We start from the raw sequence: 19,648 nt of genomic DNA on the forward strand, positions 1-19,648 counted from the left end.
ACCCCGCACGTCCCCGAGAGGACACCCACCATGAGACGCACCCGTCTGCTGACCGCCGTCGCCGCGACGGTGACCGCCGCGTTCGCGCTGACCGCCTGCGGTGGGGGCTCCGACCCCCTCGCCGGGGGCGGCCAGTCCGGCTCGGGCGACCAGAACACCGTCGTCGTCGGCGCCGCGAACTTCACCGAGAGCCAGATCCTGTCCTCGGTGTTCGCCCAGGCGCTGCAGGCCAAGGGCGTCACGGTCGAGACCCGACCGCCGATCGGGTCCCGCGAGGCCTACGTGCCGGCGCTCAAGGACGGCTCGATCGACCTCATCCCGGACTACAGCGGCACGTTGCTGCAGTACCTGGACAAGAACGCCGCGCAGACCGAGCCGGACGAGGTCTACACCGCACTGCAGTCCACGCTGAACACCGCGGCCCCGACGCTGACCGTGCTGAACCGGGCCGAGGCCGAGGACAAGGACGCCGTCGTCGTCACGAGGGAGACCGCGCAGCGGCTGAACGCGACCTCGATCGCCGACATCGCGTCGCGCTGCGGTGAGCTCGTGTTCGGCGGCCCGCCGGAGTTCCAGACCCGTCCCGACGGCATCCCCGGCATCCAGAAGACCTACAACTGCTCGTTCAAGTCCTACCGCTCGCTCGACGCCGGCGGCCCGCTGACCGTCGCGGCGCTCAAGAACGGCGACGTGCAGGCCGCGGACCTGTTCACCACCGACGCGGCGATCCCGGAGAACGACTTCGTGGTCCTCACCGACCCGCAGAACAACTTCGCCGCGCAGAACGTCGTACCGCTGATCAACAAGGAGAAGGCGACCCCGCAGGTCACCGAGATCCTGAACGCGGTCTCGGCGAAGCTGACCACGCAGGAGCTGCTCGGCCTCAACGAGGCCGCCGCCGCGCCGGACAAGCCGTCGGTCGACACCGTGGCGAAGAACTGGCTGACCGCACAGGGCCTGCTCTGATGGCCGGCGAGGTCCTGTCACTGCACCGCTACCCCGTGAAGTCGATGCTGGGGGAGGACCTCGCCGCCCTCGATCTCGACACGCACGGCGTCGTCGGCGACCGGGCGCTCGCCCTGACCGACCCGGACACCGGCCGGGTCGCGACGGCCAAGCAGCCCCGGCACTGGCGACGCCTGTTGACGTGCACCTCCGCGGGCGTCGGCGACGACGTGCGGGTCACGCTGCCCGACGGCCGCACCGTCGACGCCGGGCAGGCCGCCGGGCCGCTCGCCGAGCTGCTCGGCCGGCCCGTGGTCGTCGCTCGGCAACGGGCCGACGGCGCCGTCGTCGAGCGGCCGGACCCCGAGGACGTGCTGGCCCACGGCCTGGACGCGGACGTCGACGCGCCGACCCTGGAGATCGCCCAGGGCGCTCCCGGTGGCCGGTTCGTCGACCACTCGCCGGTGCACCTGATCACCACCGCGACGCTGGACGCGCTCGGTGTCGAGGCGCTGCGCTACCGGCCCAACGTCGTCGTCGCGACGCCGCCGGGTACCGAGCCGTTCGTGGAGAACGGCTGGCTCGGGCGCCGGCTCACCCTGGGCGAGGTCGTGCTGGTCCCGACCCTGCCGACCCCGCGCTGCTCCGTGCCGACGCTGGAGCACGGCGACCTGCCCCGCGCCCCGCACGCCCTGCGCGGGCCGGCCGACCGCAACCGCGTCGAGGTCGACGGCTTCGGGGTGCTGCCCTGCGCGGGCCTGTACGCCCGCGTCGAGCGCACCGGCACCGTGCGCGTCGGCGACCCGCTCGACGTGACCTGACCCCCGGGCGCACGAACGGGCCCCTCGTACGAACCTGTCGTACGAGGGGCCCGTTCGTGCGAGGAGGCAGGGAGCTGCGGGCGCCGCGGAGGGTCAGGTCAGGCGCGAGTACACGTCGGTGACCAGCAGGACCGCGAACAGCACCGAGGAGATCCCCAGGACCGCGTTGGACAGCCAGCGCGAGCGCGCCTCGCGGGCCACCATCGAGGTGTTCAGCAGCAGGAGCAGCGTCACCGCCAGGAACGGCATGAAGAACGAGCCCAGCACCCCGTAGACCAGGGTCAGCGCGAACGGCCGCCCGATCAGCAGCAGCGCCATCGGCGGGAACGTCAGCCACAGCAGGTACCCGCGGAAGGGCAGCGAACGCTCGGCGCGTGCCGCCTCGTAGGCGCCCGGCCGCCCGGGTCCGTCGCCGCGCTCGTCCCCGGCAGCGGCCGTGCCCCCGACGGCCGTACTCCCGGCGCCCCCGGCGGCGGTGCGCTCCTCCCCGGCGACGACGGCGTTCTCGACGTCCGGGCCGATCGCGGCCTTCGCGCCGTGCGGCAGCCGGATCGCCCGCACCCAGTCGGTGAACAGCAGCGACACGCCGTTCCACACACCCAGCAGCGAGGTGAAGGTGACCGACAGGAAGCCGACCAGGAACAGGATCCGCACCGGCTCGCCGTAGAGGGCGCCGAGCCGGTCGGCGAGGGTGAGCAGCCCGCTGTCGGACTCGGTGAGATTCTCACCGAGCAGGATCGTGGACCCGACGACGAGCATCGAGACCACGAAGATGCCGGTCATGATGTAGCCGGTCGCGTTGTCCAGCCGCATCATCGACAGCCACTTCGGGCCCTTCCAGCCCTTCGCGAACAGCCAGTAGCCGTACGCGGCCATGGTGATCGTCCCGCCGACGCCGCCGATCAGGCCGAGGACGTAGACCGTGGACCCCTCGGGCAGCCGGGGGACCAGGCCGTTCGCCAGCGCGGGCAGGTCCGGGCCGACCAGGATCGCGACGAACACGACCGTCGCGAACTTGATCAGCACGAGCACCGTCATGAACTTCTCGAACGCGTGGTAACGCTGCACCCAGACCAGCACCAGCCCGACGACGCCGGCGATCGCCGCCCATCCGCCGACCGGCAGCCCGCCGAACAGCGCGTTCAGCGGCAGGCCGACCGCCGACATCGCGGTGGCGCCGTAGACGAAGCCCCACACCACGATGTAGACGCCGAAGAAGCCCGTCGCCCAGTAGCCCAGCCGCCGCCAGCCGTCGAGCATGGTCGCGCCGGAACCGAGGTGCCAACGACCGACGGCCTCGCCGAGCGCGAGCTTGACCAGGGTCCCGACGACGGCGGCCCACAGCAGCACCGTCCCGAACGACGCCCCCGCCACCATCGTCGCGACGAGGTCGCCCGCGCCGACGCCGGTCGCCGCGGCGAGCAGGCCCGGCCCGATCGAGCGGATCTTCCGCGCGCCGGTGGGGGGTTCGAGGAAGTCCGTCTGCGGACCGGGGGAGGCCATCGTCACAGTCTCCGATCACGGCGTCGTGGGGGGGTCGCGCTGGTTCGCCGAGCACGCTAGGCGAGCGGGGCGGTGCATTCCAGCGCGGAAGGGTCACGAACGGACGTATCGGACCCCCCGATCGCGGCGACGGGCTACGACGCACGGCGCACCCGCCGTTGCAGGCGGTGCACGCCCGGCGCACCATGAACGGGTACCGGGACCGGCCGATAGATTGGCCGCGGCGTCGGCCGGGTCACGGTCGCCGCACGCGCACGCACGGAGGGTGGGCATGGCGAACATCGACGAGATCCGGGCCGGGATCGGGCGGGCCAACCAGCAGGCCACCGAGAGCCTCGGCGCGCTGCGGCACGCCCGCCAGGCCATCGAGGAGGCCGGCGCCGCGTTCTCGCAGAACATCTACGGCACCGCCCAGAACGACGCCGACGACGCCCGCGCCCGCTTCGCCGCGGCGTCGGAGAAGATCGACGAGGTCGAGCAGGCCCTGCACATCGCCATGCAGTCCGCCGACGACGTCGCCTCGCGGCTCTGACCGCGCCCGCCCGCCCCTGATGGCACGTCGTCCGAACCGTCGCGAGCGGATCCGGTCCGCCTTCGACGGGTTCCACCGGGCGGCGTCGCGGGCCCTGGGTGCCGCGGAGGGCCGCCGCGACCGGGCCGCGGCCCGGCACGCCGAGGTCATGGCGGAGCTGTGGCTGCGTGAGACCGGGCACGACGCCGCGCGCCGCGACCCGGGGCTGGCCCGGGTGCTCGGCAACCCGCGGCTCGCGGGCGTCCTCGCCCGGGTCGCCGAGGACCGGGCGCACGTGTTCGACCGCTGGCAGGGCGACTCGCCGCAGACGCTGTCGGAGATCGTCGCCGACGCCACCCCCGGCGCCGCCGGGGACGCCCCGGCGGACTGGAGGCCGGTCGCGGGCGCCGTCGAGCCGACCGGCCCGGTCCCGGAGATGTGGGTGCTGGGCACCGGCTCGGTGGAGGGCGGTGCCCCGTTCCGGGTCGCGGTCCCGCTGCTCGACGGCGCCCACCTGCAGGTGGTGTCGACGCCGCGCTCCCGCGACCGGGCCGAGGCGATGGTCGAGCAGCTGGTCCTGCGCACCGTGCGGTACTTCCGGCCCGGCGCGGTGAACGTGCACGTCTGGGACGTCGGCCAGCTCGCAGGCGCCCTGCCGGGTCTGTACCCGCTGACCCGCACCGGGCTGCTGACCGTGCACGACCCGACTCGGCTGGGGCGGCTGCTGGACCAGCTCGCGGACCGGATCCGCCGGGTGCAGACCCGGGTGCTCGCCGACGGCGCCACCTCGCTGCGCGAGCTCGCCGACCGCACGGGGGAGCGGCCCGAGGCGTGGCTGGTGGCGGTGCTCGTCGGCAACGGCCGCGAGCTGCCCGAGGCCGAGCTGCGCCAGCTGCAGCGGGTGGCGCGCGGTGGTGTCGCGGCCGGGGTGCAGCTCGTGCTGCTCGACGTCCCGGCGGCCCTGCCGCGTCCGGTGGAGACCGTCGACTTCGGGGACCCGCCGGGCGTCGACCCGGCCGACGACCGGCTGCCGGTCCCGGTGCGGACCTCGGTGACCGGGCCGCACGTGCTCGTCGAGCCGGACCCGCCGGTACCGGCCGACGACGTCACCGCGGTGTGCGAGGCGATCGCCGCCGGGCACGAGCAGTGGCGCGGACGGCTGGGCGCGTTCAAGGACATGCTGCCCCGGCGGCGCGGCGAGGGCCGCTCGCACGACGGGCTCAAGGTCGTCGTCGGGCACGAGGACGGCATCCCCGCCGAGCTGAGCCTCGACGACCACTCCCCGCACGCGCTCGTCGGTGGGCCCAGCGGGTCGGGCAAGACGAACCTGCTGCTGGCCTGGATCGCCGGTCTCGCCGCGCACTACGGCCCGGACGAGGTCGAGCTGTACCTGCTCGACTTCAAGGAGGGGGTGTCGTTCACCCCGTTCGCCCCGGACCCGGAGGGCCACCGCACCGACCGGCTCCCGCAGGCCCGGCTGATCGGCGTCAACATCAACACCGACCGGGAGTTCGGGCTGGCACTGCTGCGCCACCTGTCCGAGGTCATGCGCAGCCGCGCCGAGGCCGCCCGCCGGCACGGCGCGACCAAGCTGGCCGAGCTCCGGGTGGAACGTCCCGACCTGCGGCTGCCGCGGATCGTCGCCGTCATCGACGAGTTCCAGTTCCTGTTCACCGGTCGCGACGCCGTCAGCGCCGAGGCGACCGCGCTGCTGGAGGACGTCGCCCGGCGCGGCCGCTCGCAGGGGGTGCACCTGGTCCTGGCCAGCCAGGACGTCTCCGGCATCGACGCGCTGTGGGGCCGCTCGGCGATCTTCGAGCAGTTCGTGCTTCGGATCGCGCTGCCCCGCGCGCGGCGGATCCTCGCCCAGGACAACGAGGCCGCGCTGGCGCTCCCGCGCTGGCACGCGATCGTGAACCACGACTCGGGCGTCGCGCACGGCAACCACGTGGTCCGGCTGCCCGAGGCGGGCGGCCCGGTGGTCCGCGACGTCCAGGTCACCGCGTTCACCGACTTCCCCGACACCCCGGAGCCGGTCGTCTTCGACGGCGCCCGCGCCCCCTCCCACGACGCACTGGCCGCCCGGCTGCCCGCCGACGGCGTGCCCCGCGCGCTGGTCGGGCAGTTCGTCGACGTGCACGGCAGCCCCGCGGCCGCCGAGCTGTCCGACGGCCCAGGCCGCAACCTCGGGGTGATCGGTCCCGACGCCCGTGTCGCGGTCCCGCTGCTGTGCTCGGCCGTCCGCTCGGTGGCGGCGTCGCTGCCCGACCCGGCCGGCGCGCAGGTCCTGCTCGTGCCGCTGGCCCCGGACGCGGCGGCGGCCGCGGGCGCGCTCGCCCCGGACCTGCCCGGCACGGTGGAGAAGGTGTCCGCCGACGGGTTCGCCGCCCGCGTCGCCGAGCTGGCGGCGACGGTCCGCGCCCGGGCCGCGTCGGGCGGCGGTGGGGGACATGCGTCGTTGCTGGTCGTGGTGTTCGGCGCCGACGCGGCGGAGTCGATGCTGGACCGCACCGGCACCGAGGACCTGCGGGCGCTGCTGCGCCACGGGCCCGGGGTCGGGGTGCACGTGCTGGGCTGGTGGCAGGGCGCGCAGCGGCTGAAGACGCTGCTGGCCCCGCCGGGTGCGGCGATCGACGACCTGGGCGCCTGGGTGGCGACCGGCGTGCAGGGCACCGACCTGGTGCCGCTGCTGGGTGGACAGCCGCTGGACTGGACGCCGACGCCCGGGCGCGCGCTGTTCCTCGACCGCTCCCGGCACGGCCGCCCGCAGCTGGTCATTCTGACCGACGCGGGCGGGGGCGGCCCGGACACCGTCGCCGGAGGTGGGGTGTGAGTGCCGTGGAGCGCTACCGCGCGGTCGTGGCGGAGCTGGCCGGCGCCGTCGTCGACCTGCGGGAACGCGACGCCCGGCGGGCCGAGGAGCTGCGCCGTGAGCTGCGCGGAACCGAGCGGGAGCTGCGCGACGCCGCGGACCGGCTCACGCTGGCCCGCGGCATGTTCGAGCTCCGCTGGGAGGCGGCGTTGCAGCTGATGTGGTCGGCCGAGGAGCCGGGGCGGCCCCGGCCGCGACCCGACCCGCGGGCCGACCCCGATGAGCACGCCGCGCTGGAGGAGGCCGCCGACGAGGCCCTGCGCGAGCTGCGCTCCTCGGGCGACCGGCGGCTGTTCCGCCTGCGCCGCGACGACGACTGACCCCGCTCCGCACGCCGCACCCGCCGGGCCGGATACGCCGAGATGCAGCCCGGGGCCGGCCCCGCGGGTGGCGGGCAGCCCCGAGCTGCATCTCGACGGTCGTGCCGGGGGTCCGGGGCCGGTGGTCGCCGTCCGCCCCTCCCCGGCGTACCGCGTGTGCGGCACCGGATCGTGGGCGGGCGGTCAGCCCAGCGGGACGACGCCCAGCAGCAGCGCGACCCCGAGCATCACCAGCGAGCAGAGCGCGGCCCGCCAGATCACCCTGCGGTGGTGGTCGGCCAGGTTGACCTTCGCGAGCGAGACGAGCAGCAGCAGCGCCGGGACCAGCGGGCTGGTCATGTGCACCGGTTGGCCGATGATCGAGGCGCGGGCCATCTCCACCGGGGCGATGCCGTAGTGGCCCGCGGCCTCGGTGAGGATCGGCAGGATGCCGAAGTAGAACGCGTCGTTGGTGAGGAAGAACGTCAGCGGCATGCTCAGCACACCGGTGATCACCGCGAACCAGGAGCCGACCGACGGCGGTACGGCCGAGACGATCCCGTTCGCCATCGCCGTCACCATGCCGGTGCCCGACAGGACCCCGACCAGGACCGCGGCGGCGAACACCATGGACACGACGCCGACGATCGAGGTGGCGTGCGAGGTCACCGCCCGGAGCTGGTCCTCGGGCCTCGGGAAGTTCACGACCAGGGCGATCGCGGCGGCCGCGACGAACACCAGCGACAGCGGCAGGACGTCCATGCCCAGCAGCACCAGCAGCGCGACGGTGAGCCCGAGGTTGAACCAGATCAGCTTCGGCCGCAGCGTCGGACGGTTCGGGTCCAGCGTGCCCTCCAGCGCGTCCCCGGCATCGGCTCCGTCGGCGGGGCCCCCGCCCGAACCGGTGGCCGGGCCGTCGGTGCGGGTGCCCCCGCCGACCAGGGCGGGCTCGCGCACCGCCACCATCTCGTCGGCGACGACCGACAGCGTGCGGCCCGAGGCCAGCAGCCGCTTGCGCTCGGAACGGCCCAGCTGCCAGGCCAACAGCAGCACGGTGGCGATGCCGGCCACCATGCCCGGAACCATCGGGTTGAACAGCTCCGAGGGCGACACGTTCAGCACCGTCGCGGCGCGGATCGTGGGGCCGCCCCAGGGCAGGATGTTGAGCACGCCGTTCGCGAGGTTGGCGACGACGGTCAGCACCACCGGGCTCAGCCCGAGCCGCAGGTAGATCGGCAGCAGCGCGGACACCGTGATGATGAAGGTGGTCGAGCCGTCGCCGTCGAGGGAGACGACACCGGCGAGCACCGCGGTCAGCACGACCAGGCGCACCGGGTCGTTGTCCACCGTGCGCAGCACGAAGCGGATGAGCGGGTCGAACAGCCCGACGTCGATCATCGTGCCGAAGAAGATGATCGCGAAGAACAGCAGCACGGCCGTCGGCGCGAAGTCGGAGAACGCCGACGAGATCGAGTCGACGACTCCGTCCTCACCCGGTTCGGACAGGCCGGTGCCGGTCGCCACGAGGGCGAAGGTCAGGGGGACGAGTACCAGCGCCAGCGTCGGTGCGAGCCGCTTCGCCAGGATCAGGTACATGAAGACCGCGATCATCGCGGACCCGAGAACGATGAGCATCGGTGCTCCTCCTCGACGGATGTGTCGAGGAGCAACGCTAGGTCCGGGGCCCGGCTCCGGTCCCGCTTGCGGACACAGCCCACGTAGTGGTCGCTGCGTGCCCTGTGGTCGTTGTGGTCACGGGGCTACTCGTCGTCGGCGTCGTCGCGCGCGAGGAAGCTCGACAGCCGCTCGACGGCGGTCTCGAACTGCGGGTTCGCGTCGACGAAGGCGCGGAGCCGGTCGGCCAGCCACTCGACGCTGACCTGCTCGTCGCCGCGCCGGTCGACGAGCTCCTCGATGCCGCGGTCGGTGAAGTACATGCCGGCGAGGATACGGCGGCCGCCGCTTGACCCGGACGCGACGGCATCGTTTCCGATGGGTCTCCCACCGCCCCGTGAGGAGATCCCATGTCCACCGCGCCGCCCGCCGCGACCGTCGCCCCGACCCCGGTGAGCGACCGTGCGCTCGCCCCCGACCTCGCCCGGGGCGCGATGCTGCTGCTGATCGCACTGGCCCACGCGCCCTGGTTCGCCTACACCTCCGAGCTGGGGGCCACGCTGCTCCACGCCGCGGACGGCGGGCCCGCCGACCGGATCGCCCAGGTCGTGACCATCACCGCCGTCGACGGCCGCGCCTGGACGCTGTTCGGGTTCCTGTTCGCCTACGGCATCGGGCAGCTCTACGCCCGCCGGATCGCCGGCGGCGGCACCGACGCGCAGGCGCGGCGGCTGCTGCGCACCCGGCACTGGTGGCTGCTCGCCCTCGGCCTGCTGCACGCGGCCCTGCTGTGGCAGGGCGACATCCTCGGCACCTACGGCGTCCTGGGCCTGGTGCTGGTGCCGCTGCTCCTGCACCGCAGCGACCGCACCCTGCGGATCGGGGCCGGGGTCCTGGTCGGTCTCGCCGTGGTCGTCCCCGCGGTGACGGGCGTGCTGGCGCAGTTCACGGGTGGCGCGACGCCGACGGCCGCCGCGCAGCAGCTCGCCCTCGCCACCCCGGGCTGGTTCGCGACGCTGCCGCTGCGGCTCGCGCTGTGGGTGTCGGCGATCCCCGGGGCGTTCGTGACACTGGTGATGCCCGCCGCGGTGCTGCTCGGGCTGCTCGCCGCGCGGCACCGGGTGCTGGAGGAACCGGGCGCGCACCTGCCCCTGCTGCGCCGCACGGCGGTCGTCGGCATCGCCGTCGGCTGGTCGGCCGGACTGGCCCAGGCCCTCGTGCACGTCGGCGTCGTCGCGCTGCCGGACCCGGGTGCGTTCGCCGGTCTGCACATCGCCACCGGGATCTTCGCCGCGCTCGGCTACGCGGCGGTCTTCGGCCTCGTCGCGCACCAGCTGGGAACCCGTCCGACGGCGCCGCTGCCGGTCCGGGCCCTGGTCGCGCTCGGCCGTCGCTCGCTGAGCGGCTACCTGGCGCAGTCGCTGCTGTTCGTGCCGCTGCTCACCGCGTGGGGCCTCGGGCTGGGCGCGCACCTGTCGGGCTGGTCGGCGTCGCTGGTCGCGGTCGGGGTGTGGCTGCTGACCGTCGTCGTCGCGTACCGGCTCGACCGGGCCGGCGTGCGGGGGCCCGCCGAGACGCTGCTGCGCCGCCTGACCTACGGGCCGTCGCCGCGGAGCGCTCGGTAGCGTCGACGGACCGCCGCGCCCGCGGCCCCGCCGTCCCCCCCGATCCGGAGTTCTCATGGCACTCACCCCTCCCGTGGCCCGCACCCTGCACGACGTCGGCCTGGCCGCCTGGTTCGGCGGCTCGCTGATGGGCGTCACCGGCCTCAACGGCGCACTGGACGCGGTCGGCGACCCGGCCGAGCGCGAACGGCTCGCCGGCGCGGGCTGGGGCGGGTGGGGCCGGATCGGCACCGCCGCGACGGCGGCGCACCTGCTGGGCGGGGCGGGCCTGCTGGCGCGCGACGCGGTCCGCCGGCGCGAGCCGGGCGTCGCGGCCGCGGCGGCGACCCGGACCGCGCTGACCGGTGCCGCGCTCGCCGCGAGCGCCTGGGCCGGGGCGCTGGGCCGCCGCGCCGCGACGCCGGAGGGCCCGGATGCCGCGCTGCGCCGCCGGATCCGGGTGGCGGAGTGGGCCGTGCCGGTCGTGACCGGCGCCGCGGTCGTCGCCGGGGCGCTGCGCCGCTCCTGACCCGTGGGACACGGACGGCCCGGCCGGGGAGATCCCCGACCGGGCCGTCGTCGTGCGTGGTGTTACCGGGCGAATGCCTTGTCGATCAGCTCGGCCTGCTCGACCTCGTGCACCTTCGACGAGCCGGCGGCCGGGGCCGCCATCCGGCGCCGGGACACCCGGGTGAAGCTGCCCTGCAGCTGGGGCAGCTTCTGCGGCAGCTCCAGGCCGTAGTACGGCCACGAGCCCTGGTTGGCCGGCTCCTCCTGGACCCAGCGGACGTCACCGGCGGCCTCGGGGTAGCGCTCGAGGACGGCGGCGATCTCCTCGGCCGGCATCGGGTAGAGCCGCTCGACGCGGACCAGCGCGGCCTCGTCCACCGTGGTGTCGCCGTTCTTGCGGCGCTTGTCGCGGGCCGCGGCCAGCTCCCAGTAGATCTTGCCGGAGCAGAACAGCACCCGCTTCACACCGGAGACGGTGTCGCCCTTGCCGGCGTGCTCCGGGTCGTCGATGACCGGGCGGAACCGGCCCTCGGTGAAGTCGGACAGCGGGCTGACGACCTGCTTGGCGCGCAGCATCCACTTCGGCGTGAACACCACCAGCGGCCGGCGCACCCCGTCGAGGGTGTGCTGGCGCAGCAGGTGGAAGTAGTTCGCCGGGTCCGACGGCAGCGCGACGGTCATCGAGCCCTCGGCGCACAGCTGCAGGAAGCGCTCGATGCGCCCGGAGCTGTGGTCGGGGCCCTGGCCCTCCAGGCCGTGCGGCAGCAGCAGCGCGACGTCGGAGAGCTGGCCCCACTTGGCCTCACCGGAGGAGATGAACTCGTCGATGATCGACTGGGCGCCATTGACGAAGTCGCCGAACTGGCCCTCCCACATGACGAGCGCGTCGGAGTTGGCGACCGAGTAGCCGTACTCGAAGCCGACCGCGGCGAACTCCGAGAGCGCCGAGTCGTAGGGCAGGAACCGGCCCTGCCCCTCGGCCAGGTTGCGCAGCGGGAAGTACTCCGCACCGGTGTGCCGGTCGATCAGGACCGAGTGCCGCTGCACGAAGGTGCCGCGACGCGAGTCCTGACCGGACAGCCGGACCAGCCGGCCGTCCATCGCCAGCGAGCCGATGGCGAGCAGCTCGGCGAAGGCCCAGTCGACGTCGCCCTCGCGGGACATCTTCTCGCGCTTGCGCAGCACGGGCTCGACCCGCTTGTGCACGGCGAACCCCTCGGGGAGGTTGGCGTGCACGTCGCCGATCCGGTGGACGACCTCGAGCGGGACCGAGGTGTCGAGGTCGGACGGGACGAGCTGCTCGGACTCGATCGACGGCGAGATCACCGGCGGGGTCTTCTCGAGCTCGCGCACCTCGTTGAAGACGTGCTCGAGCTGGTTGGAGAAGTCCTTGAGCGCCTGCTCGGCCTCCTCCATGGTGATGTCACCACGGCCGATCAGCGACTCGGTGTAGATCTTCCGGACGCTGCGCTTGGCGTCGATGATGTCGTACATCGACGGCTGGGTCATCGAGGGGTCGTCGCCCTCGTTGTGGCCCCGGCGCCGGTAGCAGATCATGTCGATCACGACGTCGTTGTTCCAGCGCTGGCGGTACTCCACGGCCAGCTTGGCGACCCAGACGCAGGCCTCCGGGTCGTCGCCGTTCACGTGGAAGACCGGCGCGCCGATCATCTTCGCGACGTCGGTGCAGTACTGCGAGGAGCGCGAGTGCTCCGGCGCGGTGGTGAAGCCGACCTGGTTGTTGACGACGACGTGCACGGTGCCGCCGGTGCGGTACCCGCGCAGCAGCGCGAGGTTCAGCGTCTCGGCGACGACACCCTGGCCGGCGAACGCCGCGTCGCCGTGCATGAGCACCGGCAGCACGGTGAAGCCGCCGTCGCCCTTGTCGAGCAGGTCCTGCTTGGCGCGGACGATGCCCTCCAGCACCGGGTCCACGGCCTCCAGGTGCGACGGGTTCGCGGTCAGCGAGACCGCGGTCTCGCCGTCGCCGAACATGCGGAAGTACTTGCCCTCGGCACCGAGGTGGTACTTCACGTCGCCGGAGCCGTGTGCCTGGCCCGGGTCGAGGTTGCCCTCGAACTCGCGGAAGATCTGGCTGATCGGCTTGCCGACGATGTTGGCCAGCACGTTGAGCCGGCCACGGTGCGGCATGCCGATGACGACCTCGTCGAGCTCGCGCTCGGCGGCCTTGTCCAGCACGGCGTCGAGCAGCGGGATGACGGTCTCGCCGCCCTCCAGCGAGAACCGCTTCTGCCCGACGTACTTGGTCTGCAGGAAGGTCTCGAAGGCCTCGGCCGCGTTCAGCCGGGACAGGATGTACTTCTGCTCCGAGGAGTCCGGCTTGACGTGGGCGACCTCGATGCGCTCCTCGAGCCACTTGCGCTGCTCGGGGTCGGCGATGTGCATGTACTCCGTGCCGATGGTGCGGCAGTAGGAGTTGCGCAGCAGGCCGAGCACGTCGCGCAGCTTCATGTGGCTCTGCCCGCCGAACCCGCCGACCGCGAAGTCGCGGTCGAGGTCCCACAGGGTCAGGCCGTGGCTGAGCACGTCGAGGTCGGGGTGCCGGCGCTGGCGGTAGTTCAGCGGGTCCGTGTCGGCCATCAGGTGGCCACGGGTCCGGTAGGACTCGATCAGCTCCAGCACGCGGGCGGTCTTGTCGACCTCGCCCTCGGGGAAGTCCTGCACCCAGCGGACCGGCTCGTACGGCACCCGCAGCGAGGCGAAGATGTCGTCGTAGAAGCCGTCCTCGCCGAGGAGCAGCTGGTGGATCCGGCGCAGGAAGTCGCCCGACTCGGCGCCCTGGATGATCCGGTGGTCGTAGGTCGAGGTCAGCGTGATGATCTTGGAGATGCCGAGCTCGACGAGGCGCTCCTCGGAGGCGCCCTGGAACGCGGCCGGGTACTCCATCGCGCCGACGCCGACGATCGCGCCCTGGCCCACGGTCAGTCGCGGCACCGAGTGGTTGGTGCCGAGCGTGCCCGGGTTGGTGAGGCTGATCGTGGTGCCGGAGAAGTCCTCGGCGGTCAGCTTGCCCTCGCGGGCCTTGCGGACCATGCCCTCGTAGGACTGCCAGAACTGCGCGAACGACAGGTTCTCGCAGCCCTTGATCGACACGACGATCAGCGTGCGGCTCCCGTCCTTGCCCGCCATGTCCATGGCCAGGCCGAGGTTCACGTGCTCCGGCGTCGCGACCGAGGCCTTGCCGTCGGTCTCGACGAAGTGCCGGTTCAGGTTCGGGAAGTCGGCCAGGGCCCGGACCAGCGCGTAGCCGATCAGGTGGGTGAACGACAGCTTCCCGCCGCGGGTCCGCTTGAGGTGGTTGTTGATGACGATGCGGTTGTCGGCCAGCAGCTTGGCCGGGACCGCACGGACGCTGGTCGCGGTCGGCAGCGTGAGGGACGACGTCATGTTCTTGGCGATGGCGTTCGCGGCACCGCGCAGCGGGGTGGTGGTCGCGCCACCCCCGTCCTGCGCCGGCTTCGCGGCCTTGGAGCCGCTGCCCGCGGCGGGCTTGGCCGGTGTCCCGTTCGACGACGCCGGGGCCGGTGCGCTCGCGGTGCGCAGGCGCTCCTCGGCGGGCGGCGGCTCGGCCTTCGGGGTGACCGGCGGCGGGACGTCGCGGGAGGTGGCGGTGCCCTTGCCGCCGGCCTTCCCGCCGTTCGTCACGGCCTTCTGGGCCGGGGCGTCGCCGGAGCCGGCCGCGCCGGTCCCCGTGCCGCTCCCGCTGCCCTGGTCGTCCTCGGTGGCCGCGCCTCGGGTGACCCCACCCGAGGCGGCCGCCGGGGCGGACCCGTTGCCGGCGGAGGTGTCGGCCGGCTCCTCGGTCCCGACGGACGACGAGGAGGCCTTCTCACCGTCCTTGCCGTAGTCGGCGAAGAACTCGTGCCAGGCCGGGTCCACGGCCGACGGGTCCTCCTGGAAGCGCTGGTACATCTCCTCGACGAGCCACTCGTTCGGACCGAAGTCGCTCGCCTGATGGGAGGTACTGCTCGATGACACTCTGCGTCAACCGCCTTGATAGCTGCTCGATTTGTCGCGACCGGCTACCAGGTTAGTCCCCTCGGCGCGAGACCGGGCAGTGTGCCGGGTCCCACTTCGTGATCGTTTCGTGATCGACCGCACGCGGACGGCGAGCGGCACGATTCAGAAGCCGGGCGGGGACCCGAGGACGCCGACCACCGCGGTCTGCGTCGCCGACTCGGCGACGACCGTCCCGACCGGCGGGCCGACGCGTGCCGGGCGGCGGACGGTGTCGCGCTCGCCGGCGTACTGCCCGTCGACGGGGGAGATCAGCAGCTCGGTGCGGACCGGCCCGTCGTCGTGGACGAGGGTGGGGTGCCGCTCGCCGTCGAGGTTGTCGGTCTCGCCGAGGGAGACGGCCGGCATCCGGCGCAGCGCGGCGTAGAGCACCGCGCGCAGCTCGGCGGGAACGCGGCAGGTCCGCAGCGCGTCGACCGCGCTGGGGAACGGGCCGGTGTAGCCGCGGCCCGGCGGGCTGTCGGCGATCAGCCGGTCCAGCATCGCGGCCGGGTCGCGGGGCAGGCCCGCGAGGAACGCCTCGGTGGGGTTGGCCCACGAGCCGACCTTCGCGGCGGGCCGGTGGCCGTGGAGCGCGGCGTAGAAGTCGCCGTGCGGGGCGCGGAAGCGGCCGGTGGGCCACTGGTCGGCGATGTCGAAGCCCTCCTCGATCGCGGCAGCGCCGTCGCCGGACAGCCAGTGCACGCGGCCGGTCAGCTCGCGGTCGAGCAGCCAGTCCTGGGCCGGGTCGAGCGGAGTCCACTGCTGGAGCAGGTGCTCGCTGTAGTGGACGCAGAGCTCGTCGCGGGCGAAGCAGGTCCCCATCCACCAGGCGTGCGTCGCCGTGTGCCGGTACTGACCGGGGGAGATCGGCTCGTCGGAGGTCCGGATGGCGAGCTCCAGCAAGTCGGGCTCCTCGTCATGTCGCGAGTCCTGTCGCGGGTGCCCCGGCAGGGGTTGCCCGGGGCGCCGTGAACCGTGGATGACGTCACACATTCTCTACGCCCTGCCTACGAGCCGTGACGCGACCCCCCGGTACTGGGCCGAACGGCGCAATGCCGCAGGTCCCCTCGTCGGGGGATGGCGTGGTGCTCACGCGACCGCGCCGCGGCCGGACAGCCGGAACCCGCGGTAGCCGTCGGCGGCGACGTCGGCGCAGGTCGCGGCGTAGCGGGCGAACCCGCCGGCGTAGGGCATGAACACGCTCGGCTTGCCCGGCACGTTCGCGCCCAGGTACCAGGACGACGCGGCCCGCGGCAGCAGCGTCGCGTCGGCGGCGGCCCGGTTGTGCTCGCCCCAGTCGCGCTCGGCGACCGGGTCGGCCTCGATCCGGTCCCGGCCGGTCGCGCGCAGGTGTGCCAGGCAGCCGGCGATCCAGTCGACGTGCTGCTCGATCGAGGTCGGCATGTTCGTGAGCACCGACGGGCTGAACGGCCCGGTGACGGTGAACAGGTTCGGGAAGCCGGACACGGCCAGCCCCAGGTAGGTCCGGGGGCCCTCGCGCCAGGCGTCGCTCAGCGCGGTGCCGTCCGGGCCGACCGGGTCCAGCCGCAGCAGTGGACCGGTCAGCGCGTCGAAGCCGGTGGCGAACACCAGGTCGTCCACCTCGTGCAGCGCGCCCGAACGCAGCCGCAGGCCACCCGGCTCGACGCCCTCGACCGGGTCGGCCCGGACGTCGACGAGCGTCACGTCGTCGCGGTTGTAGGTCTCGAAGTAGTGGGTGTCGATCGGCGGCCGCTTGGTGGCGAAGCCGTGGTCGTGCGGGAGCAGCGCCTCGGCGGTGGCCGGGTCCTCGACGACCTCCCGGATCCGGTCGCGGATGAACTCCGAGGCGGTGGCGTTGGCGGCCTCGTCGGCGAGCAGGTCCCGGTAGGCCGCGCGGAACCGCAGCCCGCCGCGCTCCCAGGCGGCCCGGTACACCCGCTCGCGCTCGTCGTCGGGGTCGTCGAGGGCGGAGCGGTCGTCGATCGTGAACGGGTGCCCGTTGGTGGACCCGGCCTGGATCTCGCGGATGTGGTCGTAGTCGGCCTTGTAGGCGCGCGACTCGTCCTCGGTCAGCGGGCCGTTGCGGGCCGGGATCGAGTAGTTCGGGGTGCGCTGGAAGACGGTCAGGTGCGCGGCCTGCTCGGCCAGCACCGGGATCGCCTGGATCCCGGTCGAGCCGGTGCCGACGACGCCGACCCGCCGCCCGGCGACGTCGACGCCGCCGTGCGGCCAGCTGCCGGTGTGGAACCAGCGCCCGGCGAAGTCGTCCAGGCCCGGCAGGTCCGGCACGTTCGCCGCGGACAGGCAGCCGACCGCGGTGACGAGGAACCGGCAGCGCAGGTCGGGGCCGTCCTCGACGGACACGGTCCAGCCCCGGCCGTCGGCGTCGGCGCGGGCCCCGGTGACGGTGGTCGAGAGCCGGATGTCACGGCGGAGGTCGAACCGGTCGGCGACGTGGTCGAGGTAGGCCCTGATCTCCGGCTGGCGCGGGTAGCGCTCGGTCCAGGTCCACTCCTGCTCCAGCGCGGGGTCGAAGGAGTAGCAGTAGTAGTAGCTCTCCGAGTCGCACCGCGCGCCCGGGTAGCGGTTCCAGTACCAGGTCCCGCCGACGCCGTCGGCGCGTTCCAGCACGACGGCGGACATCCCGAGCCCGCGCAGACGGTGCAGCATGTAGAGCCCGGCGAACCCGGCTCCGACCACGACCGCGTCGAACTCCCCGAGGGCGACGTCCTGACCAACAGCGCTGTCGACCATGTCACCCAGATGAGCACGCCCGCGCGGGCCCGGCAAGCCCGGACCTAGGACATCCAGGTCTTGAGCTTCTCGAACGTGTGGTTCACGTCGTCGGTCATCGGGTTCACGTGCAGGTGGGTGATCCCGTTCTCCCGCAGCGCCGCGATCCGCTCGCGGACGTGGCCCTCGGAGCCGATCAGGGTGACCTTGTCGATGAAGTCGTCCGGGAGCGCGGCCATGGCCTCCTCCTTCTTCCCGTCCAGGTAGAGGTCCTGCACGGTCTTCGCCGCGTCGGCGTAGCCCTGCTTGGCGAAGACGGTGTTGTAGAAGTTCTTGCCGCGCGCGCCCATGCCGCCGATGTAGAGCGCGTAGAGGCCGCGGGCGGCCTGGCGGGCCGGCTCGAAGAACTCCTCCTCGAGCGCGACGATCCCGCCGCCGGTGATCTGCAGGGGGCCCAGCTCGGGGGCGCGCTTGGCGTAGCCGGCCTCCAGGGCGGGCCCGAAGACCTCCTGGATCTTCTCCGGCAGCACGACGTGCGGCAGCCAGCCGTTCGCGAGCTCGGCGGTCATCTGCAGGTTCTTCTCGCCCAGCGCGGCCACCCAGATCGGGATGTCGGCGCGCCGGGGGTGGTTGATGATCTTCAGCGGCTTGCCGAGGCCGGTGCCGCCGGGCAGCGGGATCGGGTAGAGCCCGTCGTTGGTGAGCTTCTCCTCCCGCTTCCAGACCTTACGGCAGATCTCGATGATCTCCCGGGTGCGCCCGATCGGCTTGTCGTAGGCGACGCCGTGGAAGCCCTCGATGACCTGCGGGCCGGACGCGCCGAGGCCGAGGCTGAACCGGCCGTCGGACAGGGCGTCGAGGCCGGCCGCGGTCATCGCGGTCAGGGTCGGGGTGCGCGAGTAGATCGGCAGGATCGCCGAGCCGATCTCGAGTCGCTCGGTGCGTGCGGCGAGGTAGCCGAGCAGGGAGACGGCGTCGAAGGAGTAGGCCTCGGCGGCCCAGACGACGTCGAGGCCGGCGCGTTCCATGTCGGTGACGGCGTCCGCGTTGCGGATCGGGTCGTCGCCGTAGGGGAGGACGGTGGAGAGCTTCACTCCCCGTTCAGTACTCACAAGTTACTCGTCGGTCAAGTCCGGACCGGGGAGCGGAACCCGAATCGCAACAGGGGGGTTAGCCGCACTGTCCGGTGGGTAGTGCCGCCGGGACAGTGGAGCCATGACGCTCGAGGCCGCACCCCCCCGCAGCACGTCCGCGAAGCGGACGCCCGCGCCGATCGTCGACGGGCAGCGCCCGCCCGGCGCGATGTTCCTGGTCGGACTGTTCGTCGTCCTCCCGACGCTCGCGCTGTTCGCCGCCGTCCCGCTCGCGTGGGGCTGGGGCCTCGGATGGGTCGACGTCGCGCTGTTCGTGGTGTTCTACCTGGTCAGCGGCCTGGGCGTGACGGTCGGTTTCCACCGCTACTTCACCCACGGCTCGTTCAAGGCGAACCGGCCGCTGCGGATCGCGCTGGCGATCGCCGGCAGCATCTCGCTGCAGGGCAGCGTGCTCGACTGGGTCGGCGACCACCGCCGGCACCACGCGTTCTCCGACAAGGAGGGCGACCCGCACTCGCCGTGGCTCTACGGCACCGGCGCGAAGGCGCTGGTCAAGGGCTTCTGGCACTCGCACATGGGCTGGATCTTCAACCGCGACCTCACGAACATGAAGCGGTTCGCCCCGGACCTTCTCACCGACCGCGACATGATGCGCGTGGAGAAGGCGTTCCCGCTGATCGTCGTGTTCAGCCTGGCGGGCCCGGCGCTCGTCGGCGGTCTGGTCACCATGTCCTGGTGGGGCGCGTTCACCGCGTTCTTCTGGGCCGGCCTGGTCCGCGTCGCGGTGCTGCACCACGTCACCTGGTCGATCAACTCGATCTGCCACATCTGGGGCGAGCGCCCCTTCGCCTCCCGTGACAAGTCCGCCAACGTCTGGTGGCTGGCGGTCCTGTCCTTCGGCGAGTCCTGGCACAACCTGCACCACGCCGACCCGACCTGCGCCCGGCACGGTGTGAAGAAGGGCCAGATCGACATCTCGGCCGTCGTCATCCGGGGCTTCGAGAAGCTCGGCTGGGCGACCGCGGTCCGCTGGCCCACCACGCGCCGCCTCGAGAAGCTCTCGAAGAAGCCGGCCGCCACCGCGGCCTGACCCCTCCGCGTCATACGTCCGACGCCCCCGGTGCCCCGTGCACCGGGGGC

General features: G+C 73.2%; 15 protein-coding genes. 8 read left to right on the plus strand and 7 right to left on the minus strand.

Translation table 11 applies throughout. The annotated features are described in order from the left end of the window. The first annotated feature begins 30 nt into the window (after positions 1–30). Both KPF22_RS07045 and KPF22_RS07050 read left to right on the plus strand, forming a co-directional pair. The gene (locus tag KPF22_RS07045) at positions 31–966 is read left to right on the plus strand and encodes an ABC transporter substrate-binding protein (protein WP_208824132.1); all 936 of its coding nucleotides are present in this window, start codon (positions 31–33) and stop codon (positions 964–966) included. Beyond that, positions 966–1,766, plus strand: a complete 801-nt coding sequence (locus KPF22_RS07050) for an MOSC domain-containing protein (protein ID WP_224401518.1) — start codon at positions 966–968, stop codon at positions 1,764–1,766. Before KPF22_RS07045 ends, KPF22_RS07050 begins: the two co-directional genes overlap by 1 nt. A gap of 93 nt (positions 1,767–1,859) precedes the next feature. Here KPF22_RS07050 and KPF22_RS07055 read toward each other — a convergent pair whose 3' ends face one another. Further along, complete coding sequence (locus KPF22_RS07055) at positions 1,860–3,269, minus strand: Nramp family divalent metal transporter (protein WP_224401519.1); 1,410 nt, start codon at positions 3,267–3,269, stop codon at positions 1,860–1,862. Positions 3,270–3,540: 271 nt separating this feature from the next. Here KPF22_RS07055 and KPF22_RS07060 point away from each other — a divergent pair, with 271 nt between their 5' ends. The 3 genes from KPF22_RS07060 to KPF22_RS07070 are packed head-to-tail and all read left to right on the plus strand — an operon-like array spanning position 3,541 to position 6,972. Beyond that, a complete protein-coding gene (locus KPF22_RS07060) occupies positions 3,541–3,801 on the plus strand; it encodes a hypothetical protein (RefSeq protein WP_020623160.1) in 261 nt (86 codons plus the stop codon). A 19-nt stretch (positions 3,802–3,820) separates the two neighbouring features. After that, entirely contained in the window at positions 3,821–6,613 is a 2,793-nt protein-coding gene (locus KPF22_RS07065; RefSeq protein WP_208824139.1) for an FtsK/SpoIIIE domain-containing protein, read from the plus strand. Beyond that, positions 6,610–6,972, plus strand: coding sequence for a hypothetical protein (locus tag KPF22_RS07070; RefSeq protein ID WP_208824141.1), 363 nt, complete (start codon positions 6,610–6,612; stop codon positions 6,970–6,972). The genes KPF22_RS07065 and KPF22_RS07070 overlap by 4 nt, the downstream gene beginning before the upstream one ends. Positions 6,973–7,155: 183 nt before the next feature. Here the strand turns inward: KPF22_RS07070 and KPF22_RS07075 are convergent, their stop codons facing one another. Further along, on the minus strand, positions 7,156–8,586 hold the full coding sequence (locus tag KPF22_RS07075; protein WP_208824143.1) for a CitMHS family transporter: 1,431 nt from the start codon (positions 8,584–8,586) through the stop codon (positions 7,156–7,158). A gap of 125 nt (positions 8,587–8,711) precedes the next feature. Continuing rightward, entirely contained in the window at positions 8,712–8,888 is a 177-nt protein-coding gene (locus KPF22_RS07080; RefSeq protein WP_020623156.1) for a DUF6104 family protein, read from the minus strand. Positions 8,889–8,975: 87 nt separating this feature from the next. On the opposite strand from KPF22_RS07080, the gene KPF22_RS07085 reads away from it, so the two are divergent. Next, positions 8,976–10,190, plus strand: coding sequence for a DUF418 domain-containing protein (locus tag KPF22_RS07085; RefSeq protein ID WP_224401520.1), 1,215 nt, complete (start codon positions 8,976–8,978; stop codon positions 10,188–10,190). A gap of 55 nt (positions 10,191–10,245) precedes the next feature. Continuing rightward, positions 10,246–10,698 carry a hypothetical protein gene (locus KPF22_RS07090; protein ID WP_224401521.1) on the plus strand — a complete coding sequence of 151 codons (453 nt, stop codon included), beginning with the start codon at positions 10,246–10,248 and terminating at the stop codon, positions 10,696–10,698. 62 nt (positions 10,699–10,760) lie between these two features. Here KPF22_RS07090 and KPF22_RS07095 read toward each other — a convergent pair whose 3' ends face one another. The 4 genes from KPF22_RS07095 to KPF22_RS07110 all read right to left on the minus strand — a co-directional run bounded on the left by KPF22_RS07095 (position 10,761) and on the right by KPF22_RS07110 (position 18,508). Then, entirely contained in the window at positions 10,761–14,678 is a 3,918-nt protein-coding gene (locus tag KPF22_RS07095) for a multifunctional oxoglutarate decarboxylase/oxoglutarate dehydrogenase thiamine pyrophosphate-binding subunit/dihydrolipoyllysine-residue succinyltransferase subunit (RefSeq protein ID WP_224401522.1), read from the minus strand. 144 nt (positions 14,679–14,822) lie between these two features. Beyond that, a complete protein-coding gene (locus tag KPF22_RS07100; protein WP_208820476.1) occupies positions 14,823–15,602 on the minus strand; it encodes a hypothetical protein in 780 nt (259 codons plus the stop codon). A gap of 186 nt (positions 15,603–15,788) precedes the next feature. Beyond that, the gene (locus KPF22_RS07105) at positions 15,789–17,435 is read right to left on the minus strand and encodes an NAD(P)/FAD-dependent oxidoreductase (protein ID WP_224401523.1); all 1,647 of its coding nucleotides are present in this window, start codon (positions 17,433–17,435) and stop codon (positions 15,789–15,791) included. Positions 17,436–17,479: 44 nt separating this feature from the next. Next, a complete protein-coding gene (locus tag KPF22_RS07110) occupies positions 17,480–18,508 on the minus strand; it encodes an LLM class F420-dependent oxidoreductase (RefSeq protein ID WP_208820480.1) in 1,029 nt (342 codons plus the stop codon). Between the two features lie 121 nt (positions 18,509–18,629). Between KPF22_RS07110 and KPF22_RS07115 the strand changes: the two genes are divergently transcribed. Next, the gene (locus KPF22_RS07115; protein ID WP_073578549.1) at positions 18,630–19,598 is read left to right on the plus strand and encodes an acyl-CoA desaturase; all 969 of its coding nucleotides are present in this window, start codon (positions 18,630–18,632) and stop codon (positions 19,596–19,598) included. Positions 19,599–19,648 lie beyond the last annotated feature (50 nt).

This window comes from Pseudonocardia sp. ICBG1034, from assembly GCF_020131375.1.
GTDB classification, from domain to species: Bacteria; Actinomycetota; Actinomycetes; order Mycobacteriales; family Pseudonocardiaceae; genus Pseudonocardia; species Pseudonocardia alni.

What these genes read in the sequence shown, in the direction of transcription:
- KPF22_RS07045 (WP_208824132.1), top strand. Translation starts at nt 31, where the DNA reads ATGAGACGCACCCGTCTGCTGACCGCCGTCGCCGCGACGGTGACCGCC.
- KPF22_RS07050 (WP_224401518.1), top strand. Translation starts at nt 966, where the DNA reads ATGGCCGGCGAGGTCCTGTCACTGCACCGCTACCCCGTGAAGTCGATG.
- KPF22_RS07055 (WP_224401519.1), bottom strand. Translation starts at nt 3,269, where the DNA reads ATGGCCTCCCCCGGTCCGCAGACGGACTTCCTCGAACCCCCCACCGGC.
- KPF22_RS07060 (WP_020623160.1), top strand. Translation starts at nt 3,541, where the DNA reads ATGGCGAACATCGACGAGATCCGGGCCGGGATCGGGCGGGCCAACCAG.
- KPF22_RS07065 (WP_208824139.1), top strand. Translation starts at nt 3,821, where the DNA reads ATGGCACGTCGTCCGAACCGTCGCGAGCGGATCCGGTCCGCCTTCGAC.
- KPF22_RS07075 (WP_208824143.1), bottom strand. Translation starts at nt 8,586, where the DNA reads ATGCTCATCGTTCTCGGGTCCGCGATGATCGCGGTCTTCATGTACCTG.
- KPF22_RS07080 (WP_020623156.1), bottom strand. Translation starts at nt 8,888, where the DNA reads ATGTACTTCACCGACCGCGGCATCGAGGAGCTCGTCGACCGGCGCGGC.
- KPF22_RS07085 (WP_224401520.1), top strand. Translation starts at nt 8,976, where the DNA reads ATGTCCACCGCGCCGCCCGCCGCGACCGTCGCCCCGACCCCGGTGAGC.
- KPF22_RS07090 (WP_224401521.1), top strand. Translation starts at nt 10,246, where the DNA reads ATGGCACTCACCCCTCCCGTGGCCCGCACCCTGCACGACGTCGGCCTG.
- KPF22_RS07105 (WP_224401523.1), bottom strand. Translation starts at nt 17,435, where the DNA reads ATGGTCGACAGCGCTGTTGGTCAGGACGTCGCCCTCGGGGAGTTCGAC.
- KPF22_RS07115 (WP_073578549.1), top strand. Translation starts at nt 18,630, where the DNA reads ATGACGCTCGAGGCCGCACCCCCCCGCAGCACGTCCGCGAAGCGGACG.